Raw genomic sequence first — 24,348 nt, 5'->3', positions numbered from 1 at the left:
CGGCTCTACAGGATGCGTGTCGTCAGCGCGCTTCGATGGCGAACCGTCCACTACCCACTGCGGCAATCCACAACAGCAGCACGCCCAGCGGCACTTCGCTCAGGTAGAAGAACCAGCTCAGCCAATCCGGCACGCTCAGTCCCGCAGGAATGCGCGCGATGCCATCGGTCAGCGCAGCCACTACGCAGATCGCCGCCAGCAGCAGGGCCGAGGGGCGGCTCAAAAGGCCCAGCACCAGCAGACCACCCGCAATCCACTCGATCGCACCGAGTACCGGCGCACTGAACACCGGGAATGGGATACCGGCATCGACCAGCGTATGCACCATGCGCTCGCGCCCGGCGTCGGTGAACACCTTGTTCCAGCCGGACACGCAGAACATCACACCGGCGACGATGCGGGCGAGCAGCAACAACAACGCTTCCACGCCGCGGCGTGGTGGCGGCACGGCAAACAGGCAACGCCAGGAGGGCATGGCAACTCCGCAGATCGAGGGCATCGCAGCGAGTGTGCCCGTCGCCGACCTGCTCGTGCATGAAGCGGACCAGTCCGTTCGCGACAAACGCAGGTTTCTGTAGAACCGAGCCCATGCTCGGCTGCTCCTGCGAGAACATCAGCCGAGCATGGGCTCGGCTCTACAGCAGCCCCGGCACCACCCCGCCTTACGGGTACAGCAGGCGCTTGCTCCAGCGCCCTTCGGCGCCGGCTTCATAGCACCAGCGCTCGTGCAGGCGGAACTGCGCGCCAAACCAGAACTCGATGCGGTCAGGCACCACGCGCAGGCCGCTCCAGCCCTCCGGGCGCGGCACGTCCTTGCCCTCGAAGCGGGCTTCGACCTCGGCCACGCGAGCATCGAATTCCTCGCGCGTTGCCAGCGTCTTCGACTGCTGCGAGGCCCACGCGCCGATCTGGCTCATCCGCGGGCGGCTGGCGAAATAGGCGTCGGCTTCGGCATCGGCGACCTGCTCGACACGGCCTTCGATGCGCACCTGGATGCCGGCCTCGCGCAGGCTGCGCCACAGGAACAGCAGCGCGGCCTGCGGATTGGCCTGCAGCTCCTGGCCCTTGTGGCTGTCCAGGTGGGTGTAGAACACAAAGCCGCGCTCATCGAACGCCTTCAGCAGCACGGTGCGCGCCGAGGGGCGACCCTGCGTATCGGCGGTGGCCACGGTCATCGCGTTCGGCTCGACCTCGCGGCTCTGTTTGGCCTCGTCGAACAGGCCGGCAAACGTGGACAGGGCTTCGGCGTACAGGTCGCTCATGATTGCGTTCTTCTCACACGGATTGGGCTATTGTGGCTGCATGGCCGCTGCTGCGTATATGCCCCAGGTGAAAGGATTCCCCGAAACATTGGCCGAACAGGCGCTGGATGATGCGCTGGGCAGCGGCGCAGCGGTTCCAGTATTGGCGATCAGCGGCCTGCAGGGGAGCGGCAAATCGACGCTGGCGGCGCAGGTGGTGGCCCGTGCCCGGGCACGCGACCTGAACGCCGCCACGCTGTCGATCGATGATGTCTACCTGACCCGCGCACAGCGCCAACGTCTGGCCCGCCAGGTGCACCCACTGCTGATCACCCGTGGCCCACCCGGCACCCACGACCTGCCGCTGGCCCATGCGGTATTGAACGCCGTGGCCGCACGCCAGCCCTTCGCAATGCCGCGCTTCGACAAGCTGGCCGACGAGCGCCTGCCCGAAGCACAATGGCCGCAGCTGCAGCAACCGCTGGACCTGCTGGTATTCGAAGGCTGGTTCCTGGGCACGCCCGCGCAGGATGACGACGCGCTGGACAGCCCGTTGAACGCACTGGAACGCGAAGCCGACGCCGATGGCCGCTGGCGGCGCTGGTGCAACCAGGCGCTGGCCCGCGACTACCCGGCGTTGTGGCAGCGCTGCGACCGCCTGTGGTTCCTGCAGCCGCCGGATTTCTCGGTGGTACCACGCTGGCGCTGGCAGCAGGAGCAGAACCTGCAGGCCGCGCAGCCGGGCCGGCACGGCATGAGCCGGCCACAGCTGGACCGCTTCGTGCAGTACTACGAGCGGGTCAGCCGGCAGGCATTGAGCGCCCTGCCCGCCCTGGCCGACCACGTGGTGGTGCTGGACGGCCAGCGACAGGTGCAGGACGTGCGCTGAACGCGCCTATTCCACCAGGAAAGTCACCCGCAGGTTGACCCGCCATTCGGTGATCTCGCCGCTGCCATTGGTGACCACCTTGGTCTCGTTCACCCAGGCGCCCTGGATGCCCTTGACCGTCTCGGAGACCTTCTTCAGCCCGCTGCGCACGGCGTCTTCCACGCTTTTCGGCGAGGACGCAGTGATTTCGATGACCTTGGCGACCGTCATGGCCTGTACTCCGTCTGGCGCGGGAGACCCCGCAGGAACGCCCACCCTGACGTGAAGAACGTAAAGGCCAGGGCACGGAGGTGTTAGCATCAGAAGGCATGAATCCTGCTCCGAACCTGATCCTGATCGGCCCGATGGGCGCCGGCAAAACCTGCATCGGCCGCCGCCTGGCCGAGCGTTTCACGCTGGACTTCGTCGATGTCGACCAGGCCATCGTCGATGCCGCCGGCGCCAGCATTCCGACCATCTTCGAGCACTCCGGCGAAGCCGGCTTCCGCAGCCATGAACGCCAGGCGCTTGCGCGGGTACTGGAAGGCCGTGGCCAGCTGGTCTCCACCGGTGGCGGCGCCGTGCTGGATCCGGACAATCGTGCACTGATCGCCCGGCGCGGCTTCGTGGTCTATCTTCGGGTCAGCGTGGCCGAACAGCTCGAGCGCCTGGCCCGCGACAAGGGCCGGCCGCTGCTGCAGCGCCCGGACCGCGAGCAGGTGCTGCACGATCTGGCCGCACACCGCGACCCGCTGTACCGCGAACTGGCCGACCTCACCCTCGACACCGACCCGTATACCGCTGCCGATGCGACCGCCCAACTGGTGGTCAAGCTGGCCACGCAATGGCAGCGCCAGGACCTGACCGCATGACCTCCCCCGCCCTGCTGCAGGTCGCCGTTGGCGGCGACCGCCCCTACTCCATCACCATCGGCGCCGGTGCCCAGGCCGATGGCACCGCGCTGGCCTCGCACGTGCGCGGCCGTCATGTGCTGCTGCTCAGCGACAGTGAAGTCGCCCCGCGCTATCTGGCGCCGGTGAAGCAGACGCTGCTGGCCGCTCGCCCCGACCTGGTCATCGGCGAGCACGTGCTGGCCGCGGGCGAAGCCTCCAAGACGCTGGCCGAGTTCGACCGCGCGATCGAAGCGCTGGCCGCGCTCGGCGCCACCCGCGACGCCTGCGTCTTCGCCCTCGGCGGCGGCGTGGTCGGTGATCTCGCCGGTTTCGCTGCCGCCTGCTGGATGCGCGGCGTGGACTGCGTGCAGCTGCCGACCACCCTGCTGGCAATGGTCGATTCGTCGGTGGGCGGCAAGACCGCAGTCGACATTCCGGCCGGCAAGAACCTGGTCGGTGCCTTCCATCCGCCGCGTGCGGTCATCGCCGATACCCGCGTGCTGGCCACCCTGCCGCCACGCGAGCTGCGTGCCGGCCTGGCCGAAGTGGTGAAGTACGGCGCGCTGGGTGATGCCGTGTTCTTCGAGTGGCTGCAGCAGCATGCCGATGCGCTGCTGGCCGGCGAGGATGCGGTGCTGGCCGAGGCCATCGCGCGCAGCTGCCGGCACAAGGCCGCCATCGTCGAGCGCGACCCGTTCGAGAAGGGCGAGCGTGCCCTGCTCAACCTCGGCCACACCTTCGGCCACGCCATCGAGACCGAACAGGGCTATTCGGCCCCGGGCCGCGATGCGCTGAACCACGGCGAGGCGGTGGCGGTGGGCATGGTGCTGGCGGCGAAGCTGTCCACCGACCTGGGCCTGGCCGACGATGCCGACCGCGCGCGCCTGCAGGCCCTGCTGGAACGCCTCGGCCTGCCGGTGGCGATCCCGGCCGGGCTGGAGCCGCAGGCCCTGCTCGGCCGCATGCGCCTGGACAAGAAGAACGTGGCCGGCCGCCTGCGCCTGGTGTTGTGGCGCGGGATGGGCCGTGCCGAAGTGGTGCCGGACGTGGATGAGGCGGCGGTGCTGAAGGTGCTGTCGGTCCGGTAGTGCCGGCCGCGTTGCGGCCGGGGTCACCCTGGCCCCGCTACAATCGGCGCCATGCACGTTTACCTGCAACATCCCGACGCCGGTGCGCAGGCACCGCGCTTCCTGCGCCTGAGCCTGCTGCCGGACCTGTTCGGCGGCTGGGAGCTGCTGCGCGAGAGCGGCCGTGTCGGCAGCCGCTCGCAGCTGCGGCGCGAGCTGTTCCTGCAGGCCGACGACGCCCGCCACGCCTTCGAGAAGGCCCGTGATGCCGAACTGCATCGCGGCTTCCAGATCCTTTCGCACGGCGACTGACGCCGCTGCTCCTCCCGTCCAAGGAATGCCCATCGTGACCAGCCCTCTCCGCAACGATCGCCTGCTGCGCGCCCTGCGCCGCGAACCGGTGGACTGCACCCCCGTCTGGCTGATGCGCCAGGCCGGCCGCTACCTGCCGGAATACCGCGCGACCCGGGCCAAGGCCGGCAGCTTCCTGGCCATGGCCAAGACCCCGGAGATCGCCTGCGAAGTCACCCTGCAGCCGCTGCGCCGCTTCCCGCTGGATGCGGCCATCCTGTTCTCGGACATCCTCACCATTCCCGATGCGATGGGCCTGGAGCTGTACTTCGTCGAAGGCGAAGGCCCGAAGTTCCGGCACCCGGTGCGTGACGAAGCGGCCATCGCCAAGCTGGCGGTGCCGGACATGGAACAGGACCTGGGCTACGTGATGGACGCGGTGCGCCTGATCCGCCGCGAGCTGGACGGCCAGGTACCGCTGATCGGCTTCTCCGGCAGCCCGTGGACACTGGCCTGCTACATGGTGGAAGGCGGTGGCAGCAAGGATTTCGCGCGCATCAAGGCGATGGCGCTGAACCATCCGCAGGCGCTGCACCGCCTGCTGGAGGTCACCACCGAGGCGGTGATCGCCTACCTCGGCGCGCAGCGCGCTGCCGGTGCGCAGGCGCTGCAGGTGTTCGACACCTGGGGTGGCGTGCTGTCGCCGGCGATGTACCGCGAGTTCTCGCTGCGCTACCTGCAGCGCATTGCCGAGGGGCTGGAGCGCGGCGAAGGCAGCGAGCGCACGCCGCTGATCCTGTTCGGCAAGGGCACCGGCCTGCACCTGGAAGCGCTGTCGCAGACCGGCGCCGATGCACTGGGCCTGGACTGGACGCTGGACCTGGACGAGGCGATGCGCCGCACCGGTGGCCGCGTTGCCCTGCAGGGCAACCTCGACCCGACCACGCTGTACGCCTCGCCGGATGCGATCGCCGCGGCCGCCGCGCGCGTGCTCGACACCTATGCCGCCGGCAACGGCGGCTCGCGCGAGGGCCATGTGTTCAACCTCGGCCATGGCATGTCGCCGGACATGGACCCGGCGCATGTACAGGTGCTGGTCGACGCAGTGCACGCGCACAGCCAACGCTGAGCATTCCGCATGCAGGTACGGCGCGACCTTGATCGCGCCGTGACCCGCAGTGCGCGATCATGGCGGCCCCCACGCTGCACCGGCCGCACCCCATGTCCACATCGCCATCGACCTACAACCGCCAGCGTCCCCTGCTGTGGCTGGTGTCCCTGGCGATCTTCATGCAGATGCTGGACTCGACCATCGTCAACACGGCGTTGCCGGCGATGGCGGCCAGCCTGGGCGAGAGCCCGCTGCAGATGCAGTCAGTGGTGTTCAGCTATGCGCTGGCGGTGGCCACCTTCATTCCCGCCTCGGGCTGGATCGCCGACCGCTATGGCACCCGGCGCACCTTCCTGGTGGCGATCATCCTGTTCACCCTCGGCTCGCTGGCCTGCGCGCTGGCCCAGCACCTGCACCAGCTGGTCGGTGCGCGCGTGCTGCAGGGCATCGGCGGTGCGATGCTGCTGCCGGTCGGCCGGCTGGCGGTGATGCGCTCGGTGCCCCGCGAGGATTTCCTGCGCGCGATGAGCTTCATCGCCATCCCCGCGCTGGTCGGCCCGCTGATCGGCCCCACGCTGGGCGGCTGGCTGGTCGAGATCGCCTCATGGCACTGGGTGTTCCTGATCAACCTGCCGATCGGCGTGATCGGTTTCATCGCCGCGATGAAGATCATGCCCGACCATTACGCCAGCCACCGCACCCGCTTCGACCTGCGCGGCTACGTCATGCTGGCCTTCGCGATGGTGGTGCTGTCGCTGGCACTGGACGGCATCTCCGGCCTGGGTACGCCACACGCACTGGTGATGCTGATGACCGTGGCTGGCCTGGCCGCGCTGGTGGGCTACTGGCTGCACGCCGCCAACTCGACCGCACCGTTGTTCTCGCTGGCCCTGTTCCGCGTGCCCAGCTACCGCATCGGCATTCTCGGCAACCTGTTCTCGCGCATCGGCAGCAGCGCGATGCCGATGCTGATCCCGCTGCTGCTGCAGGTCGGCCTCGGCCTGGGCCCGATGCATGCCGGCCTGATGATGGTGCCGGTAGCGGCCGCCGGCATGGTCTCCAAGCAGCTGGCGGTGAGGCTGGTCGAGCGCTTCGGTTACCGCCGCGTGCTGATGGTCAACACCGTGCTGGTCGGCCTGGCGATGGCCAGCTTCATCCTGATGACACCCGGCCAGCACCTGGCCTGGCGCCTGCTGCAGCTCGCGTTCTTCGGCGCGGTCAATTCGCTGCAGTTCACCGTGATGAACACCGTGACCCTGCGCGATCTGGACCGTGAGTTCGCCAGTTCCGGCAACAGCCTGCTGTCGATGGTGATGATGCTGGCCGCCGGTTTCGGCGCCGCAGCCGCCGGCAGCCTGCTGGCCGCGTTCGGCAACCACCTGGACAGCAACAGCGCCACCGCCGCGCTGCATGCCACGTTCCTGTGCGTGGGCGCGATCACGCTGACCTCGACGATGATCTTCTGGCAGCTGCCCGACACCAAGCCCGAACCGCGGCAGGTCGAGCACGTCGCGGAGTGAAGGGGGTTCGGCAGGGCCTGCGGCCCTGCACCTGCAGAGGCCGAAGCCGAAGCAACAGCAACAGCAACAGCGAGCATTCCGTGGGTTGGCGGGGCGGTGCGGGCTTGCAGGACACGCCGTAAACCCCGCTCCGCGGTCCGGCCCAGCCGCCGGCGGCTGCGCGTTCGGGCGCTTGCGAAGCAGTGCTTCGCAAGCAAAGCGCCCTCACCCATGGGGGCTCGATGGCGCCATCCATGGCGCCAACGGTCCTGCAAGCCCACACCGCCCCACCTCTGACAGGTTCACGCGGCTGTGGGTAACGGCGACTGTTGGAACGCGCGGTTGTTGGTAGGTGTCGACCTTGGTCGACACATCTGTCAGATATCGAATTCCAGATTGGGGTCAGAGCCCGTTGCGCAGCAACGGGATCCGACCCCGAGCTCCGACAGATCGCGGAAAACTGTCGAAGGCGGGCTTTTGACGTTGACGTTGATTCTGCAGGTGCAGGACTGCAAGCCCTGCAATAAACCCTACCTGCCCATCGCCCTGGCGATCGCTTCCACCAGCAGTTCACCGGTCACCGGCTTGCGCAGGAAGCCGCCGATGCCGGCCGCTTCCACCTGCTGCTGAAGGTCCGGATCAGTCCGCGCGGTCACCGCCAGCAGCGGCAGCATGTAGCCCTGGTTACGCAGGTGCTGGGCCAGTTCGAAGCCGCTCAGGCCGGGCAGGTCCAGATCCAGCAGGCCGACGTCGAAATCGCCGGCACTGATCTCGCGCAGCGCCGCCAGCGCATGGCCGGCATGCACCACCTCGTGGCCGCGTGCGCTCAACAACCCCCGCACCACATCGGCCACGGTGGCATCGTCCTCGACCAGCAGCACCCGCAGCGGTGGCATGTTCGCCGCATCGTCGCGATGCCCCTCGGCGGACACCTCGGCGTCACCGTCCACCACCAGTGGCAACGGCAGGGTGACGCCGAAGCAGGTGCCCCGGCCCAGCTGGCTCTCCACCTGGATCCGCCCCTGCATCGCTTGTGCCAGCTCGCGGCAGATCGCCAGGCCCAGGCCGCTGCCACCGTACTGCGCTGCCGTACGTGCACCATCGGCCTGCTCGAAGCGTCGGAACAGGCGCTGCTGCTGTTCCTGGCTGATGCCCGGGCCGGTATCACGTACCTCGAAATGCAGCGCGCGCAGCTCGCCATCGCAACGTGCATGCAGGGTGATGGTGCCGCGGCTGGTGAATTTCACTGCGTTCGACAGCAGGTTCAGCAGGATCTGCCGCACGCGCATGGCATCACCGGTCGCCTGCAGGCCCGGCGGCAGCTGGTTGTCCAGGACGAAGCGCAGGCCCTTCTGTGCAGCCAGCGGGCCCATCAGCGCCGCCAGATCCTGCAGCAGGCCATTCAACGCAAACGACTGCGACTGCAGCTCCAGGCGCCCGGACTCGATCCGCGCCAGGTCCAGCGCATCGTTGACCAGATGCAGCAGGTGCTCGCCCGCATGCCGGATCGACTGCGTGTAGCCGCGCTGCTGCGGGTCCAGCGGCGAAGCCAGCAGCAGCTCGCTCATGCCCAGCACGCCGGTCATCGGCGTACGGATCTCATGGCCAAGGTTGGCCAGGAAGCGGGTCTTGGCCGCCGAGGCCTGCTCGGCCAGTTCCTGCTTGTGCAGCGCCAGCTGGTAGGCGTGGCGCCGCTGCAGGCGGCGTCGGTACAACCAGGCGAACCAGCTGGTCAGCAGCAACCCGACCGACGCCAGCACCAGCAGGCCGGACAGGCTGCGCCACCACGGCGGCTGCACGCGGAACTCCAAGCTCTGCACCCGCGACCACACATGGTCGGCCGAGCGTGCCTGCACCTCCAGCCGGTAGCTGCCCGGCGCCAGGCGCGAGAACAGGCGCTCGCCCGCCGGACCGACTTCAACCCAATCCGGGTCGTAGCCGGCCAGGCGGTAACGGTAGGTATTGGACGCCGAGTCGGCGAAGGACAGCAATCGCGCGACGATGCGCAGGTCGCGATCGCCATCGGCGATCTGCAACGGCGCATCGTGGGTCATGTCCAGCACCTGTTCGTTGCGGCGCACTTCCACCCGCTCGATCACCAGTGGCGCGCGACGTACCGAAGGCCGTACCTGCTCCGGGTCGAACACCACTGCGCCTGCCGCCGTTCCGGCCACCAGGTGGCCATCGGCCGCTGCGATCAGGGTGTGCTCGCGGAACTCCTGGCTTGGCAGGCCGTCGTGCACGCCGTACAGGCGCACGCTCTGCCCATCGGCACTGACACGTACCAGGCCGCGTGCGCTGGTCGCCCAGGCCACGCCCTGCGCATCCACCACCAGGCCAGAGGCGGAGATCGCCGGATAGCCCTGTTCGGCACCGACCACCGCCTGCCGTTCCAGCCGCCCCTGGCTCCAGCGGTATCGCGACAGGCGCCCGTCCTCGGACAACCAGACCTGGCCGTCACGGCCCACATGCAACGCATGGATGGCCGTTGCCGGCGCACCCGGCACCGGCTGGAAGCGTTCGCTTTCCGGCAGCCACTGCAGCAGGCCACGGCTGCTGGCCAGCCAGATATGGTCCTGCGGACCGCATTCCACATCGAGGTTGAGCTGGCCCTGCTGCAGGCCGCGCTGGCCATTGTCCAGCTGGCGCCGCAGGCGTCCGTCGAGATCACGTTGCTGCAGGCCCGCGGGAAGCATCAACCAGAGGCTGTCGCCGTCGCAGGTCATCATCGCTTCGATGACCCCTTCCATCGCCGCATCGGTACCGGCATCACGGCCCCAACGACGCAGTTCGCGCCGTTGCGGGTCGTAGCGCACCAGTGCATCGGTCGATCCGATCCAGACCTGGCCACGCCGGTCCTCGCGCACCGAGGTCAGCCAGTGCATGCCGTTGACCCAGGTGCGGTGCTGCTCGATCCTGCCGGTCTTCGGATCGAAGCGGTCCAGCGCGCCATGGCTGCCCACGGTCCAGACACCGCCATTGCTGGACGGGCTGGTGCCCAGCACGAGCGCATTGCGCAGCGAGCTGGGGTCGTCCTCCAGCCGCGACAGCACCGAGAACTGCCACCAGCGTGGCAGGAGGTGCCACAACCCGGCATTGGTGCTGGCCAGCCAGATGCCACCTTCGCGGTCCTCATAGGCACCGGTCCAGTTCGGCCGCACCGGACCGCGTGCGATCGCGCTGTACAGCGGCACGGTCTGGTACTGGCCGTCGACCGCACGTCCCAGCCCGGTGCGCGTATCCAGCCAATGTCCGCCCTGCTCGTCGCGCAGCATCATGCCCAGCACCTGCTCGCCTGGCGGCAGCTTCCACGGTGGTGCCTCGAAGCGGCCATCCGGGCGGCGCACGGTGGCCCCGGCCATCGTGCTGATCCACAGGCTGCCATCGGGCTCGGCGGTCAACCCGTTGATCAGCAGGCTGGGAATGATGTCCGTACCGACACGCTCGAAGTCGGTCCCGGTCCAGCGTGCCACGCCATGCTTGGTGCCGATCCACAGGCTGCCATCGGCCAGCGTGGCCAGGTAGGGCACCGACGACGAAGGCAGGCTGCGCGGATTGTTCGGCTCGGGCAGGAAGCGCTGCAGGCGGTCCTGGCTGTCCAGGCGGTACAGGCCGCCTTCGTGGGTACCGAACCAGATCGAGCCATCAGGCGTGCTGGCCAGGCTCCAGACCGTGTTGGTGCCCATCAACGGCTGGCTGCTGCGGTCGTAGAAGTGCAGCTGCCGGCGGTCGGCCGACATGCGCACCAGGCCAGCGTTCTCGGTGCCTATCCACAACTGGTTGCGGGCATCGACCAGCACCGTCCAGATGCGGTTGTCACGCAGTCCATCCTCGGAACGCCACACGCGGTAAGTGCGGCCGTCATAGCGGGCCAGGCCATCGTTGGTCGCGATCCACAGGTAGCCGTACCGGTCCTCGGCCATGCGGTTGACGGTATTGGACGGCAGGCCATCGAACACCGTCACCTGCCGCGGGCTCGGAGGCACCGGCTGTGCCGCAGCGGGCAACGCGCCGCACAGGAGGACCAGCAGCAGCATCGCCGCCCGCAGATACACCACCGATTGCCTCCTCACGCTGGTCCTGATGATTCCCGCGCTGCGGGCGTCGGCATGGTAAACCGAAAGTCGCGCCGTTCACGCCCGGCGCCGGCACAGTCACGCAGTTGCCTGCCGTTTCGCACGCGCCTGGGCGATGGCCGCCACCAGCAGGTCGCCGGTCACCGGCTTGCGCAGGAAGCCATCGAAGCCGGCGGCCAGCACCTGGGTTTCGGCGTAGGCATCGGAACGGGCGGTCACTGCCACCAGCGGCAGTTCATAGCCCATGGTGCGCAGCTGGCGGGCGATGGCCGTACCGTCCAGCGCGGGCAGATCGAGATCGAGCAGGCCGACGTCGAAACCATCGGTGGCGATCTCCGACAGCGCGCCCAGGCCATGCAGCACGTGGACCACCTCATGCCCGCGCACCCGCAGCAGGCCGGCGATGACCTCGGCCACCGTGGCGTCGTCCTCGACCAGCAGGATGCGCAGCGGCGGCAGTTCCGGCAGGGCCGCCACCTCGCCCGCGGTGCCGGCGGCCTGGCGCGTCCAGGGCAGGGGCAGGCGCACGCGGAACCGCGCACCCTTGCCAGGCTGGCTGTCCACTTCGATACGCCCCCCCATCGCCACCGCCAGTTCCTGGCAGATCGCCAGTCCCAGGCCACTGCCGCCGTAGCGCGACGCGGTACGCGGACCGTCGGCCTGTTCAAAACGATGGAACAGGCGCTGCTGCTGCTCGGCATTGATGCCCGGGCCACTGTCATGCACTTCGAAACACAGGCCGCCCTTCTCTTCCAGGCGCACGGCCAGGCCGACGTGGCCGCGCTCGGTGAACTTGATGGCGTTGCCGAGCAGGTTCAGCAGGATCTGGCGCACGCGCATCTCGTCGCCGCTGACACTGACCGGCCCTGCCGGGTTTTCACCGCGCCGGAATTCCAGCTGGCGCTGCTGCGCCATCGGCTGCATCAGGCCCTGCACCTGGTCGAGCAGTTCCTCCAGGTCGAACGGACGCAGATCCAGCTCAAGCCGCCCGGCTTCGATGCGGGCCAGGTCCAGCGCATCGTTGACCAGCCGCAGCAGATGGCTGCCGGCCTGCTGGATCGACCCCGCGTAGCCACGCTGCACCGGATCCAGCGGAGTCGCCAGCAGCAGTTCGCTCATGCCCAGCACGCCGGTCATCGGCGTGCGTACTTCGTGGCCCAGCGTGGCCAGGAAACGGCTCTTGGCCTGCGAGGCCTGCTCGGCCAGCTGCTGCTTGTGCACCGTCAGCTGCCATTGCTGGCGACGGCGCAGCCGCGCGCGGACCGACCAGACCAGGACCACCAGCAGCAGCGACCCCAGCAGGATGTAGCCGAAGATCGCCATGCCGCTGCGCCACCACGGCGGCAGCACCTTCACCTGCAACTGCTGCGAAGGCGTCCACGCGCCCCGGGCGGTCGCTGCCTGCACCTCGATGACGTAGCTGCCGGTCGGCAGCCGCGACAGGGTGCGCTGGCCATCGCCCCCCTGCTCCACCCAGTCCTGGTCATAGCCCTGCACGCGGAAGCGGTAACGGTTGCCCTGCGGGCTGGCATAGGACAGCAGCCGCGCATCGATCTGCAGATCGCGGTCATCCGGTCCCAGCAACAGGGTGCCGGTGAGCGGCAACGGTTGCCAGCCGCGCGCGTCGTCGCGGCGTACGCGCACTTCGGCGATCACCAGCGATGAAGAAGGCAGCACCGTGTCGTCGGCATTCACATCGAAGGCAACCAACCCGGTCTGGGTGACGGCCAGCACGCGACCATCTGCATTCACTGCCGGTGGCCGGCCGGTGAACTCCGCATCGGACAGTCCATCGCGCTCGTTGAACTGCTGCAGGCGCCGCGTTTTCGGGTCCCAACGCAGCAGGCCGCGCGGCGTCGTCGCCCACAGCTGGCCGTTGCCGGCCAGCGCCAGCCCGCCCATGGTGACCGGCGGCACGCCTGCACTGCCATCGATGCGCTGGATCAGGCGCAGGCTCATGCCATCCCACTGGTAGCGCTCGAACGCGCCTTGGCGCGCCAGCCACAACTGTTGCGGATCGATCCACACCAGGTCGTAGATGGGCCCGCGCGAAACGCCCGGTACTGCCTCGAAGCGTCCAGCCTGCTCGCGCCAGATGCCCATGTCACCCATCACCCAGGGCCGGCCATGGGCGTCGAAGCGGATCTGCTCGATCGGCGCATCGGCGGTCCCGCGGAAATGCTCCAGCGGATAGCGGTGCAGCAGCCGGCCCTCTGCATCGCGCTGCTGCAGGTCCAGGCCCATCACCGACACCCACACCGTGCCATCAGGCGCCTGCCGCATCAGGTCGATGCGCTGGCGCAGGTCGGCACTGCCATCGATCCGCAGATCGCGCAGCGCGTCGGTAGCCGGATCGTAGACGGTGATGCGGCCGCCGCGTCCCAGCCACAGGCGCCCATCCGGGCGCGGCAGCACCGACCACACCACGCCGCTGCCGAGCTGCCGGTCGCTGGCCAGCAGGCGCAGGGTGCCCTGCGCATCGAGCTGGTACACCCCTCGCGCCGAGCCGACGTAGTAGTTCTTCCCATCGCTGGCCGCGCTCAACAGGTACTGGCTGTCCAGCGGCTTGCCGTCGAGTTGGTTCCAGATCGAGAAGCGCCGCCAGTCCGGTGGCAGATAGGCCAGGCCCTGGGTCAGCAGCGCCACCCACAATCCGCCCTCGTGGTCCTGCAGCAGATCGAGCACACCGCTGTGCGCGGTCAGGAAGCCGCTGCCGCGGTCGCCCTCCAGCCGGCGCAGCGCCGCCGCATCCCCCCGCAACAGGCCATCGGAGGTGCCAGCCCAGTAGCCCCCCTGGCGATCGGCCAGGACCAGGGCCGAGCGCAGCTGGGCGCTGTCGGCCCATCGCGGACGACTGACCCGTTCCTGCCCATCGATGCGGTACAGGCCATCGTTCTGGCTGCCGACCCAGATCGAACCCTCCGCATCCCGGCTCAACCGGAGCACGCTCAGCGTGCCCAGTTCCCGCGCGGCCACCGGCTCGAATCCGCTGCCGTTCCAACGCGCCACGCCCGCTTCGGTGCCCAGCCACAGGCGGCCCTGCGCATCGACCAGGCTGGTGAAGATGCTGTTGCTGGGCAGGCCCCCCGGCTGCGCCGGGTCATGGGTGTAGAGGCGCACGCTGCCGTCCTCGCCAAGCCGGCAGACGCCATGGTTGTTGGTCCCGATCCACAAGGCGTCGTCGACATAGGCCAGCGCCCAGAACTGCCCCTGGCAGGTGGAATTGACCGTGTCGAAGGTCCGGAAGCGCTCGCGGTCGGCATCCAGGCGGGCCACGCCCTTGCCGTTGATGCCCACCCAGACCCGGTCCAGCGGATCGATCAGCAGGGTCTCGATCTCGTTGCCGGGCAGCGAGCCCGGCTGTTCCGGATCGTGCTCCCAGACCCGCAGGCTGTTGCCGTCATAACGGGCGAGTCCACCATCGGTGGCGGCCCAGATGTGGCCCTGGCGATCCTCGGCCAGCGCCACCACCATGCGTGACGGCAAGCCTTCGGCGGCACCGAAGCGGCGCAGGCGCGGTGTTTCTGCCATGTCCAGGGTCGCAGCCGCCGTGGCCATCGCCATCAGCAGCAGTCCCATACCTGCGATGCCACGGCACCACCGGCGCCAGCCGCTCGTCATCCTGAACCCCCTGTCCTGGGCCGATTGTCACACAGGGCCGGGTTCATGGCTGCAACAGGCTGTTTCCAGCGGCGGCCCCACCACGAACTGTTGCAGCCATGCACGCAACGTTGGCAGGGGGCTGTGCGTATGATCACAGCGTCACCTTCCGGAGCCCGCCATCGATGCGTCCCTGCCTGGCCCTGCTGCCGATGCTGCTCGCCACCGCCCCTGCCTGGGCGGCCGCCGACACCTATCGCCTCGATCCGGTGCACACGCGGGTGCTGTTCTCCATCGATCACGCGGGCTACTCGCAGGCCATGGGCACCGTGTCCGGCAGCGAGGGCCGCGTGCTGTTCGATCCCGACAACTGGCGCGACGCCACCCTGGAAGTGGACATTCCGGTGTCGCGTCTGGACCTTGGCGACGCCAAGTGGAACCAGGCCACGCTGGCCCGCAGCCTGCTCGATGGCGAGCGATTCCCCAGCGCACGCTTCGTCTCCAGCCGGGTCGAACCGATCGACGCCAAGCGTGCGCATGTGATCGGCACGCTGACCCTGCGCGGGGTCAGCCAGGAAGTCACCCTGGACGTGACCCTCAACGCGCTCAAGCGCTACCCGCTCCCTCCATTCCGACGCACCGCCGGGTTTTCCGCCAGCACGACGCTGAGCCGGCGCGCGTTCGGCATCACCGCCTGGCCGGGGGTCATCGGTGATGCGGTACAGGTGCGGATCGAGGCCGAAGCCACCCTCGACCGCAGCGACGCCCCGGGAACTCCCGCTCCCGTTCCACACTCCGACCACACGACGGCCCCCAAGGACCCTTCATGACCGCCAAGAACACCCCCGCCGCGTGGGGAAGTGTCAGCCAGCTCCTGCACTGGTTGATCGCACTGCTGATCCTCGCCCTGGGCGTGGTCGGCCTGACCATGGGCGAACTGCCCAAGACGCCCAAGTACTTCTGGGTCTACACCGCGCACAAGTCGATCGGCATCACCGTGCTGGCGCTGGTGCTGTTCCGTCTCGGCTGGCGCCTGTATGCCGGTGCGCCGAAGCAGGTGCCGGGCGTGCCCAGCTGGCAGGAACGCATCGCCAGTGCCACCCACGTGCTGCTGTACGTGCTGATGTTTGCCATTCCGCTGTCGGGCTGGCTGTACGATTCGGCCAGTGGCCTGCGCCCGTTCCGTTGGTTCGGCCTGGTCGACGTGCCCAAGCTGAGCGGCCCCGACCCGCAGGTCGTCGTGGTGTCCCATGCCCTCCACGAATACGGCTTCTGGCTGTTGATCGCGGTGGTGCTGGCCCATGCCGGCGCTGCCTTCTACCACCACCTGTTCCAGCGCGATGCAACGCTGTCCCGCATGTTGCCGCGCGGCTGGCTCGCCTCCCCTCAGAAGGACTGACCGATGAACCTGAAACTGACCACTCCGGCCGCCGTGGCTGCCGCCCTGGCCGGCATGCTGGCCACCGCCCCGGCGCTCGCTGCGGAGTATGCGCAGGCCCCCGGTGCCGGCTCGATCCTGGTGTTCGCCAGCAAGTACGACGGCGAAGTGTTCACCGGCAGCTTCCCGGGCTTCGCCACCAGGCTCAGCTTCGACCCGGCCAACCCGGCCGCCGGTTCGCTGGATGTGGTGATTCCGCTGGCAGGCGCCAGGAGCGGCAACAGCGACCGTGACTCGACCCTGCAGGGCGCCGACTTCTTCAATGTCGGCAAGTTCGCCACCGCGCGTTACACCGCCAAGGGCTTCCGCGCCGTGGGCAACGACCAGTTCGCCGCCGATGGCACCCTGGAACTGCGCGGCGTCAGCAAGCCGGTCACCCTGACCTTCACCTGGAAGCCGGGCACCCAGCCGGTGCTGACCGGCAAGGCCACGGTCAAGCGCCTGGACTTCGGCGTCGGCGGCGGTGACTGGGCCGATACCAAGACCATTCCGGACGACACCGCGATCAGCACGATCGTGAAGTTCGACGCGAAATAAGACGCATCCGGTGATGCCGTGCCCGCGGCCGGCATCACCGGGCATCGCAACGCATCCGGTAGTGCCGGCCGCTGGCCGGCATCACCGGGAACAGAGGGGTTGCCGGCCAGCGGCCGGCACTACCGATCGACGGCCAACCAGGCCTGCACCGTGGCAGCATCGAACGGCCAGTCCAGCTCGCGCTCGCCGCGCTCGTCGCGCAGCACCGGCACCCGCGTGCCATAGCGCGCTTCCAGCGCCGGCTGGTCATCCAGGAACACCGATTCGAACTCCGGCGCCCGCGCCTTGGCCAGCTCGGCCAGGGCCATGTCGCACAGGTGGCAATCGTCACGCTGGATCAGGGTCAGCACCAGTCAGGCTCCCGTGGCGGAAATGCTGCGCCGCAGCCATCGGATGGCCCGGCAAGCCGCTAGAATAGCCGCTTGTCCGGTACCCGCAGTTTGGCATCCATGGCTGTCAGCACGTTCGACGTTTTCAAGATCGGCATTGGCCCGAGCTCCTCGCACACCGTCGGACCGATGAAGGCCGCCGAGCGATTCATCCATCGCTGGCTGCTCGACCCGGGTCGCCTGCACGAGGTCGCGCGCATCCGCGCCGATGTCTACGGCTCGCTGGCCTTGACCGGCCGCGGCCATGGCACCGACAAGGCGATCCTGCTGGGCCTGGAAGGCCAACGGCCTAACCTGATCGACCCGGACATCATTCCGGCCACCCTGGAGCGCATCCGCAGCAGCAAGCGCATCCAGCTGATGGGCCAGCACGAGATCGCCTTCGACGAGAAGCGCGATCTCGGCATGAACAAGCGCCAGAAGCTGCCCTACCACACCAACGGCATGCGCTTCACCGCGTACAACGCCGACGACGAAGTGATCGCCACCCGCGATTACTACTCGGTCGGTGGTGGCTTCGTGGTCAACCAGGACGACGCAGCCGATGACCGCATCGTGCCCGATGAAACCCCGCTGCCCTACCCGTTCAAGAGCGGCGACGAGCTGCTGGCACAGACCGCACGCAGCGGCCTGAGCATCGCCCAGCTGATGTTCGAGAACGAAAAGTGCTGGCGCAGCGAAGACGAGATCCGCGCCCAGCTGCGCGAGATCTGGAGCGCGATGCAGTCGTGCGTCACCCGCGGCATCCGCGAGGAGGGCGTGCTGCCGGGTGGCCTGAAGGTCGGCCGTCGTGCACCGGCGCTGTACCGCGAGCTGTCGTCGAAGCCGGAAGCGGCGATGCGCGATCCGCTGACGACGCTGGACTGGGTCAACCTGTACGCACTGGCAGTGAACGAAGAGAACGCTGCCGGTGGCCGCGTGGTGACCGCACCGACCAACGGTGCGGCCGGCGTACTGCCGGCGGTGCTGCATTACTTCGACCGCTTCTGCCCCGGCGCCAACGAACAGCGCGTGTTCGATTTCCTGCTGACCTCGGCGGCGATCGGCATCCTGTACAAGGAAAACGCTTCGATTTCCGGTGCCGAAGTGGGCTGCCAGGGCGAAGTGGGCGTGGCCTGCTCGATGGCGGCCGGTGGCCTGGTCGCGGCGCTGGGGGGCAACCCGAGCCAGATCGAGAACGCCGCGGAAATCGGCATGGAACACAACCTGGGCCTGACCTGCGACCCGATCGGCGGCCTGGTGCAGATTCCCTGCATCGAGCGCAATGCAATGGGCGCGGTGAAGGCGATCAATGCCTCGCGCATGGCGATGCGTGGCGACGGCAAGCACAAGGTGTCGCTGGACAAGGTCATCAAGACCATGCGCGATACCGGCCGCGACATGCAGGACAAGTACAAGGAAACCAGCCGCGGTGGCCTGGCGGTGAACGTCATCGAGTGCTGAGGGCGACCGGCTCCGGCGCGATGGCGACGGGCCACAGGTAGAGTCGACTGTCAGTCGACCATCGCGCGCAGCGCGGGATTTCCGCGGCCTGAGGGAAGAGCAGTCGACCAACAGTCGACTCTACCCGGTCACCCTTGCCCGAACGGGCGACACCGTCACCGCGTTCCGGTTAGGCTCGGGGCTTCCCCACCCCGGATTGCCCCATGCGCGTGATCGCTGCCGCCCTGCTTGCCTGCCTTCCGCTGGCCGCCCTGGCCGCCCCCACCTACGGGCCTCGGCTGGAGGGTTTCGACTACGGCTATCCGGTGAAGACCTTCGCGCTGGAATCGCAGCGGCAGCCGCTGGAGATGGCCTACCTGGACATCGCGCCGAAGAAGGCACCCATCGGCGTGGTGGTGCTGCTGCACGGCAAGAACTTCTGTGCCGCCACCTGGAAGGAATCGATCAAGCCACTGGTCGCCGCCGGCTATCGGGTGATTGCCCCGGACCAGGTGGGCTTCTGCAAATCCAGCAAGCCCGAGCGTTACCAGTATTCGTTCGCGCAGCTGGCCGCCAACACCCATGCCCTGCTGCAACAGCTGCAACTGGGTGACGTCCCGGTGCACCTGGTCGGTCATTCGATGGGCGGCATGCTGGCGGTGCGCTACGCGCTGATGTTCCCGCAGGACCTGCGCAGCCTGTCGCTGGTCAATCCGATCGGGCTGGAGGACTGGAAGGCGCTGGGCGTCCCCTGGCGCAGCGTCGACGCGTGGTACGCCGGCGAAATGAACATCAGCTATGACAGCATCCGCCGCTACCAGCTGGAGGTGTACTACGACGGCAAATGGAAACCGGCCTACGAACCGTGGGCGCGGATGCAGTCTGGCATGTACGAAGGCCCGGGCAAGCAGGCCGTTGCATGGAGCCAGGCGCTGGCCTCGGACATGGTGTTCAACCAGCCGGTGGTCTACGAACTGAAGCACCTGCAGGTGCCGACCACGCTTTTCATCGGCCAGAAGGACCGCACCGCGATCGGGCGCGACCTGGCGCCGCCTGCGGTGAAGGCGACGCTGGGCAATTATCCGGTGCTGGGCAAAGCAGCGGCCGCAGCGATTCCCGGCGCGACGCTGGTCGAGTTCGCCGAACTGGGCCATTCGCCGCAGGTGCAGGACCCCAAGCAGTTCAACAGCGCGTTGTTGAAGGCCCTGAAGTCCCGCTGACCGGCAGGCGTGCCCTCTGTAGAGCCGAGCCCACGCTCGGCTCATGCGGCAGGACCGGGGTTCTGTCAGGAGCAGCCGAGCGTGGGCTCGGCGCTACAGGAACAATGCGATCAACCCACGATCCGCAGCACGTCATCCAGCAACGCAGCCGCAGTGACTTCCGCGCCGGCACCCGGTCCCTGGATCAACAAGGGTTGGTGGCGGTAGCGATCGCTGTGGATGGCCACGCGGTTGTCGGTGCCGGCACCCTGCGCCAGCGGATGATCGGCCGGCAGTTCGCGCAGGCCCACCTGCGCACCTTCGCTGTCAACACGGCCAACGAAACGCAGCACGCGGCCGTTGTCACGTGCCTGCTGCCAACGCGCCTGCAGCGGCGCATCCAGCTGCTCCAAGGCAGCCACGGCATCCTCCAGCGGCAACGCTGCCAGCGCTTCAGGCACCAGTGAATCCACCTGTACCTGCGACGCATCCAGCGCCAGCCCGCTGCTGCGCGCCAGGATCAGCAGCTTGCGGCGCACGTCCTCGCCGGACAGGTCCAGACGCGGGTCTGGCTCGGTATAACCGGCCGCCAGCGCCTCGCGCACCGCCGCCGAGAACGGCGACTGGCCGTCATAGCGATGGAACAGCCACGCCAGCGAGCCGGACAGCACGCCCTCGATGGCATGGATGTGATCGCCACCGGCCACCAGCGCGCGCAGGCTGCTCAACAGCGGCAGCCCGGCACCAACGGTGGCACTGTCGCCATAACGCGCGCCACTGTCGGCACAGCTTTCGGCAATGGCCTGCGCGCGGGCGAGCTGCGCGCCCCGGCCCAGCTTGTTGGCGGTCACCACATGCACGCCGCGCGCCAGCCATTGCACGTGACGGGCGGCCACGTCTTCACTGGCCGTGGCATCGACCACCACGTCGCCACGCTCCAGCCCTTCGGCGCTCGCCCATGGTGGCGAACTGTGGCCATCGCGGGGGGCTCGACGTGCCAGTTCCAAGGGCAGCGCCAGGTCGCGATCGATCTCCAGCGCGGTGCGCGAGTTGGCCAGCCATTGCACGCTGGGCAGTTCCAACCCGCGTGCCTGCAGCGCCTGGTAGCGCTGTACGAAGGCCGAACCGACCGTGCCCGTACCGAGCAGCGCCAGGCGTCCCGCCCCCAGCGCAGGAATGTCAGCGGCGAGTGCGCTCATGCGTCCACCACCTGTTTGCGGCGGGCGGCCGCATCGATCACCGCTTCGGCGCGCTGCAGCGCGGCGCCGAGATCGGCCAGCAGGTCACGCTCGGCCTCGATGCCGACCGACAGGCGCAGCAGCCCTTCGCTGATGCCGGCGGCTGCACGCGCTTCGGCGGTCATCGCCGCATGAGTCATCGTGGCCGGATGTGCGATCAGGCTTTCGACGCCGCCCAGCGATTCGGCCAGGGTGAAACAGCGTAGCCCGTCCACAAATGCACGCACCGCCGCATGCGGATCATCACCGGCGCAGTGCGCCAGTTCGAATGACAGCATCGCGCCGAAGCCATTCTGCTGGCGCGCGGCGATGGCGTGGCCCGGGTGATTGGCCAGGCCCGGGTAGTACACCGCGCCGACCGCCGGATGCTGGTCCAGCAGGGCAACGATCGACGCCGTGTTTTCCTGGTGCACGCGCAGGCGCGCATCCAGCGTGCGCAGGCCGCGCAGGGTCAGGAAGGCATCGAACGGCGAACCGGTCAGGCCCAGCGCGTTGCCCCACCACACCAGCTGCTCGTGCAGCGCCGGATCGCGCGCGACCACCGCCCCACCCACCACATCGCTGTGGCCATTGATGTACTTGGTGGTGGAATGCAGCACCAGGTCCGCACCAAACGACAGCGGCTGCTGCAGCGCCGGTGACAGGAAGGTGTTGTCGACCACCACGAGGGCACCGGCCTTGTGCGCGGCATCAATGACGAAGCGCAGGTCGGTGATGCGCAGCAGCGGGTTGGACGGGGTTTCCACCAGCACCAGCTTTGGCTGCGTGGCCAGCGCCTGCGCCAGCGCTCGCGGATCGGTCAGGTCGGCGGTGACCAGTTCGAAGTGCCCCTTCTTTGCCAACGCGTTGAACAGCCGCCAGCTGCCGCCGTAGGCATCGTGCGGCACCACCAGGGTGTCGCCCGGCTGCAGCAGCGCGTTCAGCACCAGGTTGATCGCGCCCATGCCGGTCGCGGTGATGACGCCGCCGGCGCCGCCTTCCAGCTCGGCCAGCGCTTCACCCAGCAGGTCGCGGGTCGGGTTGCCACTGCGCGTGTAATCGTACTGGCGCTTGTTGCCGAAGCCTTCAAAACTGAAGTTCGACGACAGCACGATCGGCGGCGTGACCGCGCCATGCGCGGTGTCCCGATCGATGCCGGCACGGACGGCGGCAGTGGTACGACTACAGGACGGCTCGTTGGCGTGCAGGCTCATGCGGACTCTCCAGAAGTGCGGAAGGCGGTGGCGAGGATCGCATCGATGCGATCGGTTTCTTTGAGGAAGGCATCGTGGCCATAGGGCGAGCGCAGCACGCGCAGGCTGCCGCGCGGGCCCAGCCCTTCGACCAGGCCGACCAGGTCGGCCAGCGGCACCAGGCGGTCGCCCTCCACGGCCACCACCACGGTCGGCGGCAGGATCGCGGTGGGATCGACGCGGTGCAGGTCGATTGATTCGGACAGGCGCAGGTAAGCGGTCACTGGCGTGCGCGCGACGTACTGCGCACCGGCCGCGTCGAGATAGTCTTCGGCAGCCACGCGCACGCGGCCATTGATGACCTCCGGCGCAGCATCAAAGCGCTCGCCGAACTCTTCCGGGGTGCGGTAGCTGAGCATGGCGAACTGCCGGGCCAGGGCCAGGCCGTGGTCTTCGCCGCACTGCAGCTGGCCCAGCGCGACCGCGCGGCGCTGCAATGCGCGCCAGGCGGCGGCATACGGATGCGGTCGGTGCGCACCGCTGGCCAGCACCAGCTGACGCACGCGGGCACGATGACGGATCGCGAACTGCTGGCCGACCAGCGCGCCATACGAATAGCCAACGAAGGCCTTCAGCGTGCGGATGCCGAGATGGTCCAGCAGCAGCGCCAAGGCATCGGCCTGGTCGGCGGTATCGATCGGCACATCAAGTGCACCGTCGGCGCCGATGAAGTCGAAGGCCAGCACGCGCAGCTGCTGCGGATCCAGCGCGCGGCCGCTGCCCACCAGGTCTTCGGCCCAGCCCTTCTCGCGGAACTGCGTGTTGGACGCCACGTGGCGATGGGCGGAAATGCCGCCGGCCAGCACCACCACCGGTGCATTGGCCGGACCGACCCACTCATAGCGCAGGCGCACCGGGCTGGGGCCGGCGTGGCGCATCGACAGCACCGCGGCGAACTCACCGCGCTCGGCATGCACGCGGTCTTCGACCGGCACGCTGACGGGGACAAAGGGTTCGGGGCGAATGGCGGTACTGGCGGCGAAGCTCATGGCGGGATCCGGTTGGGGAATCGGCCATCGAGCCTTCGCGGGGCCCGCGTTCGAGATGCACGTGTGGTGCATGGTTCGAACCATCTTTCGGTGGACGCCACGGTCCCCGCAGGATTTGGCACCTACGCAGGCGCTTGCGCGCCTGCGGGCTGCCCCGGCTTCAAAGGGCCTGTCCCTCTGCCGGTCTCGATGGTGGGGCCACGATGCCAGCCCTTTCCGGCACTGTCAATCCCTTCATGCGGATAAAGCGATGAATATTCTTGGGACAGCTATGCGAAGGCCGTCCCGGTCGCCCTGTTCAGGATCGGGTACAGTCCGGGCGGTCCATTCCGCTGGAAACGCCGATGTCGCGCCTGCCCCTGTCCTGCCTGCTGCTGCCTCTGCTGGCGAGCGCGACCGCACACGCCGGCGACTGGCGCCAGGGCTGGGGACTGGCTCCCCCTTCCGCCCCGGCCACCCGCGCAGGCAGTGCCGAGGGCGCCGCCCTCATGGCCCAATTGCGCCTGCAGCCGGTCGGTACGCAATGGCAGGCCCGGATCGACAACGGGCTGGCAGGGCCGCTGCAGATCCAGCTGCGCGCCGCCCCCGGGCACCCGGTCGAAGGCCTCCCGGTCGAGTCGCTGATCCAGGGCGACAGCAGCCTGGTAGTCGGCCACCTGCCCGCCCCGATCGATGGCCGCATGCTGGATCTGCGCCTGCAGTCGGTGCCGGGCAACCCGGCCGCACAGGCCGAAGATGTCGCCTACCGCCTGCCATTCGATGCGGCGCGCCTGCGCGTGGACCAGGCGCCGCAGGGACGATTCAGCCATGACGACGAGGAGAACCGCGACGCGGTCGACTTCGCACTGCCGGAGGGCACCCTGGTGCTGGCCGCGCGCGAGGGTACGGTGATGCAGATCCAGGATGGCTTCCGTGGCAACGGCCAGGACCGCGAACGCGATGGTGCCCGCGCCAACTTCATCCGCGTGCTGCACAGCGACGGCAGCATGGCGCTGTACGGCCACCTGCAGGCCGGCGGCATGCGCGTGCGTCGTGGCCAGGCGATAGGGGCCGGACAGCCGATCGGCCTGTCTGGCAACAGCGGCTATAGCAGTGCCCCGCACCTGCACTTCGTGGTGCAGGTCAATCGCGGCATGGGCCTGCGCTCGGTGCCGGTGCGCATCTTCGCCGAGCAGGGCCAGCTGCAGTTCGCCCGCCAGGGCGAGGCCGAAGGCGGTACCGGGCGCTGACCGCCCCCGGCCGGTATAATCGGGCGCTT

The 24,348-nt window shown here is 68.5% G+C and carries 21 protein-coding genes and 1 riboswitch; of the genes, 12 read left to right on the top strand and 9 right to left on the bottom strand.

Annotation, left to right across the window (positions count from 1 at the left end; genetic code table 11):
* Positions 1-22: 22 nt before the first annotated feature.
* Positions 23-475 carry a DoxX family protein gene (locus tag E5790_RS15150; RefSeq protein WP_014648046.1) on the bottom strand — a complete coding sequence of 151 codons (453 nt, stop codon included), beginning with the start codon at positions 473-475 and terminating at the stop codon, positions 23-25.
* Between the two features lie 187 nt (positions 476-662).
* A complete protein-coding gene (gene pdxH, locus E5790_RS15145; protein ID WP_049441282.1) occupies positions 663-1,262 on the bottom strand; it encodes a pyridoxamine 5'-phosphate oxidase in 600 nt (199 codons plus the stop codon).
* Positions 1,263-1,302: 40 nt separating this feature from the next.
* On the opposite strand from pdxH, the gene E5790_RS15140 reads away from it, so the two are divergent.
* A complete protein-coding gene (locus tag E5790_RS15140; RefSeq protein WP_111206437.1) occupies positions 1,303-2,130 on the top strand; it encodes a kinase in 828 nt (275 codons plus the stop codon).
* Positions 2,131-2,136: 6 nt separating this feature from the next.
* Here the strand turns inward: E5790_RS15140 and E5790_RS15135 are convergent, their stop codons facing one another.
* Entirely contained in the window at positions 2,137-2,340 is a 204-nt protein-coding gene (locus E5790_RS15135; protein WP_005410663.1) for a dodecin family protein, read from the bottom strand.
* A 98-nt stretch (positions 2,341-2,438) separates the two neighbouring features.
* Here E5790_RS15135 and E5790_RS15130 point away from each other — a divergent pair, with 98 nt between their 5' ends.
* The 5 genes from E5790_RS15130 (at position 2,439) to mdtD (ending at position 6,991) form a co-directional block, all read left to right on the top strand.
* Entirely contained in the window at positions 2,439-2,981 is a 543-nt protein-coding gene (locus tag E5790_RS15130) for a shikimate kinase (RefSeq protein WP_014648049.1), read from the top strand.
* Positions 2,978-4,090: a 3-dehydroquinate synthase gene (gene aroB / locus E5790_RS15125; protein ID WP_049441286.1), complete on the top strand. Its 1,113-nt coding sequence runs from the start codon at positions 2,978-2,980 to the stop codon at positions 4,088-4,090. The genes E5790_RS15130 and aroB overlap by 4 nt, the downstream gene beginning before the upstream one ends.
* A 51-nt stretch (positions 4,091-4,141) precedes the next feature.
* Positions 4,142-4,381 carry a WGR domain-containing protein gene (locus E5790_RS15120; protein WP_014648051.1) on the top strand — a complete coding sequence of 80 codons (240 nt, stop codon included), beginning with the start codon at positions 4,142-4,144 and terminating at the stop codon, positions 4,379-4,381.
* A 25-nt stretch (positions 4,382-4,406) separates the two neighbouring features.
* On the top strand, positions 4,407-5,489 hold the full coding sequence (hemE, locus tag E5790_RS15115; RefSeq protein ID WP_049441290.1) for a uroporphyrinogen decarboxylase: 1,083 nt from the start codon (positions 4,407-4,409) through the stop codon (positions 5,487-5,489).
* A 92-nt stretch (positions 5,490-5,581) separates the two neighbouring features.
* Positions 5,582-6,991: a multidrug transporter subunit MdtD gene (gene mdtD / locus E5790_RS15110; protein WP_014648053.1), complete on the top strand. Its 1,410-nt coding sequence runs from the start codon at positions 5,582-5,584 to the stop codon at positions 6,989-6,991.
* Between the two features lie 509 nt (positions 6,992-7,500).
* On the opposite strand, the gene E5790_RS15105 is transcribed toward mdtD, so the two are convergent.
* The gene (locus E5790_RS15105; protein ID WP_046432011.1) at positions 7,501-11,028 is read right to left on the bottom strand and encodes a hybrid sensor histidine kinase/response regulator; all 3,528 of its coding nucleotides are present in this window, start codon (positions 11,026-11,028) and stop codon (positions 7,501-7,503) included.
* A gap of 96 nt (positions 11,029-11,124) precedes the next feature.
* Positions 11,125-14,667, bottom strand: a complete 3,543-nt coding sequence (locus E5790_RS15100; protein WP_111206433.1) for an ATP-binding protein — start codon at positions 14,665-14,667, stop codon at positions 11,125-11,127.
* A 164-nt stretch (positions 14,668-14,831) separates the two neighbouring features.
* On the opposite strand from E5790_RS15100, the gene E5790_RS15095 reads away from it, so the two are divergent.
* Genes E5790_RS15095 through E5790_RS15085 form a run of 3 tightly spaced genes read left to right on the top strand, consistent with a single transcriptional unit; the run spans position 14,832 to position 16,621 of the window.
* Positions 14,832-15,476 (top strand): YceI family protein, encoded by a 645-nt coding sequence (locus E5790_RS15095; RefSeq protein WP_014648056.1) that lies wholly within the window; start codon positions 14,832-14,834, stop codon positions 15,474-15,476.
* Positions 15,473-16,045, top strand: coding sequence for a cytochrome b (locus E5790_RS15090; RefSeq protein ID WP_111206431.1), 573 nt, complete (start codon positions 15,473-15,475; stop codon positions 16,043-16,045). The genes E5790_RS15095 and E5790_RS15090 overlap by 4 nt, the downstream gene beginning before the upstream one ends.
* Before the next feature lie 3 nt (positions 16,046-16,048).
* The gene (locus tag E5790_RS15085; RefSeq protein ID WP_111206429.1) at positions 16,049-16,621 is read left to right on the top strand and encodes a YceI family protein; all 573 of its coding nucleotides are present in this window, start codon (positions 16,049-16,051) and stop codon (positions 16,619-16,621) included.
* A 119-nt stretch (positions 16,622-16,740) separates the two neighbouring features.
* On the opposite strand, the gene E5790_RS15080 is transcribed toward E5790_RS15085, so the two are convergent.
* Positions 16,741-16,971, bottom strand: a complete 231-nt coding sequence (locus E5790_RS15080; RefSeq protein ID WP_100478603.1) for a glutaredoxin family protein — start codon at positions 16,969-16,971, stop codon at positions 16,741-16,743.
* Between the two features lie 99 nt (positions 16,972-17,070).
* Between E5790_RS15080 and E5790_RS15075 the strand changes: the two genes are divergently transcribed.
* Together E5790_RS15075 and E5790_RS15070 are read left to right on the top strand one after the other, a co-directional pair.
* Positions 17,071-18,453 carry an L-serine ammonia-lyase gene (locus E5790_RS15075; RefSeq protein ID WP_006464040.1) on the top strand — a complete coding sequence of 461 codons (1,383 nt, stop codon included), beginning with the start codon at positions 17,071-17,073 and terminating at the stop codon, positions 18,451-18,453.
* Between the two features lie 203 nt (positions 18,454-18,656).
* The gene (locus tag E5790_RS15070; RefSeq protein ID WP_032957057.1) at positions 18,657-19,652 is read left to right on the top strand and encodes an alpha/beta hydrolase; all 996 of its coding nucleotides are present in this window, start codon (positions 18,657-18,659) and stop codon (positions 19,650-19,652) included.
* Between the two features lie 110 nt (positions 19,653-19,762).
* Here the strand turns inward: E5790_RS15070 and E5790_RS15065 are convergent, their stop codons facing one another.
* The 3 genes from E5790_RS15065 to E5790_RS15055 are packed head-to-tail and all read right to left on the bottom strand — an operon-like array spanning position 19,763 to position 23,090.
* Positions 19,763-20,830, bottom strand: coding sequence for a homoserine dehydrogenase (locus E5790_RS15065; RefSeq protein WP_014648061.1), 1,068 nt, complete (start codon positions 20,828-20,830; stop codon positions 19,763-19,765).
* A complete protein-coding gene (locus tag E5790_RS15060; protein ID WP_111206427.1) occupies positions 20,827-22,062 on the bottom strand; it encodes an O-succinylhomoserine (thiol)-lyase in 1,236 nt (411 codons plus the stop codon). The genes E5790_RS15065 and E5790_RS15060 overlap by 4 nt, the downstream gene beginning before the upstream one ends.
* Positions 22,059-23,090, bottom strand: coding sequence for a homoserine O-succinyltransferase (locus tag E5790_RS15055; protein WP_014648063.1), 1,032 nt, complete (start codon positions 23,088-23,090; stop codon positions 22,059-22,061). Before E5790_RS15055 ends, E5790_RS15060 begins: the two co-directional genes overlap by 4 nt.
* Before the next feature lie 77 nt (positions 23,091-23,167).
* Positions 23,168-23,286, bottom strand: a riboswitch (SAM riboswitch).
* Between the two features lie 148 nt (positions 23,287-23,434).
* Between E5790_RS15055 and E5790_RS15050 the strand changes: the two genes are divergently transcribed.
* Positions 23,435-24,319 carry a M23 family metallopeptidase gene (locus E5790_RS15050; RefSeq protein ID WP_111206425.1) on the top strand — a complete coding sequence of 295 codons (885 nt, stop codon included), beginning with the start codon at positions 23,435-23,437 and terminating at the stop codon, positions 24,317-24,319.
* Positions 24,320-24,348: the final 29 nt, after the last annotated feature.

Source organism: Stenotrophomonas sp. PAMC25021 (genome assembly GCF_004795795.1).
In the GTDB taxonomy this organism is placed as follows: Bacteria; Pseudomonadota; Gammaproteobacteria; order Xanthomonadales; family Xanthomonadaceae; genus Stenotrophomonas; species Stenotrophomonas muris.
The sequence above is the reverse complement of the archived record's forward strand: the minus strand, read 5'-3'. Positions and strand labels throughout refer to the sequence as shown.

Excerpts from the sequence above, each read along its gene's own strand:
- E5790_RS15150 (WP_014648046.1), bottom strand. The coding sequence starts at position 475 with ATGCCCTCCTGGCGTTGCCTGTTTGCCGTGCCGCCACCACGCCGCGGC.
- pdxH (WP_049441282.1), bottom strand. The coding sequence starts at position 1,262 with ATGAGCGACCTGTACGCCGAAGCCCTGTCCACGTTTGCCGGCCTGTTC.
- E5790_RS15140 (WP_111206437.1), top strand. The coding sequence starts at position 1,303 with ATGGCCGCTGCTGCGTATATGCCCCAGGTGAAAGGATTCCCCGAAACA.
- E5790_RS15135 (WP_005410663.1), bottom strand. The coding sequence starts at position 2,340 with ATGACGGTCGCCAAGGTCATCGAAATCACTGCGTCCTCGCCGAAAAGC.
- E5790_RS15130 (WP_014648049.1), top strand. The coding sequence starts at position 2,439 with ATGAATCCTGCTCCGAACCTGATCCTGATCGGCCCGATGGGCGCCGGC.
- aroB (WP_049441286.1), top strand. The coding sequence starts at position 2,978 with ATGACCTCCCCCGCCCTGCTGCAGGTCGCCGTTGGCGGCGACCGCCCC.
- E5790_RS15120 (WP_014648051.1), top strand. The coding sequence starts at position 4,142 with ATGCACGTTTACCTGCAACATCCCGACGCCGGTGCGCAGGCACCGCGC.
- hemE (WP_049441290.1), top strand. The coding sequence starts at position 4,407 with ATGCCCATCGTGACCAGCCCTCTCCGCAACGATCGCCTGCTGCGCGCC.
- mdtD (WP_014648053.1), top strand. The coding sequence starts at position 5,582 with ATGTCCACATCGCCATCGACCTACAACCGCCAGCGTCCCCTGCTGTGG.
- E5790_RS15100 (WP_111206433.1), bottom strand. The coding sequence starts at position 14,667 with ATGACGAGCGGCTGGCGCCGGTGGTGCCGTGGCATCGCAGGTATGGGA.
- E5790_RS15095 (WP_014648056.1), top strand. The coding sequence starts at position 14,832 with ATGCGTCCCTGCCTGGCCCTGCTGCCGATGCTGCTCGCCACCGCCCCT.
- E5790_RS15090 (WP_111206431.1), top strand. The coding sequence starts at position 15,473 with ATGACCGCCAAGAACACCCCCGCCGCGTGGGGAAGTGTCAGCCAGCTC.
- E5790_RS15085 (WP_111206429.1), top strand. The coding sequence starts at position 16,049 with ATGAACCTGAAACTGACCACTCCGGCCGCCGTGGCTGCCGCCCTGGCC.
- E5790_RS15075 (WP_006464040.1), top strand. The coding sequence starts at position 17,071 with ATGGCTGTCAGCACGTTCGACGTTTTCAAGATCGGCATTGGCCCGAGC.
- E5790_RS15070 (WP_032957057.1), top strand. The coding sequence starts at position 18,657 with ATGCGCGTGATCGCTGCCGCCCTGCTTGCCTGCCTTCCGCTGGCCGCC.
- E5790_RS15065 (WP_014648061.1), bottom strand. The coding sequence starts at position 20,830 with ATGAGCGCACTCGCCGCTGACATTCCTGCGCTGGGGGCGGGACGCCTG.
- E5790_RS15060 (WP_111206427.1), bottom strand. The coding sequence starts at position 22,062 with ATGAGCCTGCACGCCAACGAGCCGTCCTGTAGTCGTACCACTGCCGCC.
- E5790_RS15055 (WP_014648063.1), bottom strand. The coding sequence starts at position 23,090 with ATGAGCTTCGCCGCCAGTACCGCCATTCGCCCCGAACCCTTTGTCCCC.
- E5790_RS15050 (WP_111206425.1), top strand. The coding sequence starts at position 23,435 with ATGTCGCGCCTGCCCCTGTCCTGCCTGCTGCTGCCTCTGCTGGCGAGC.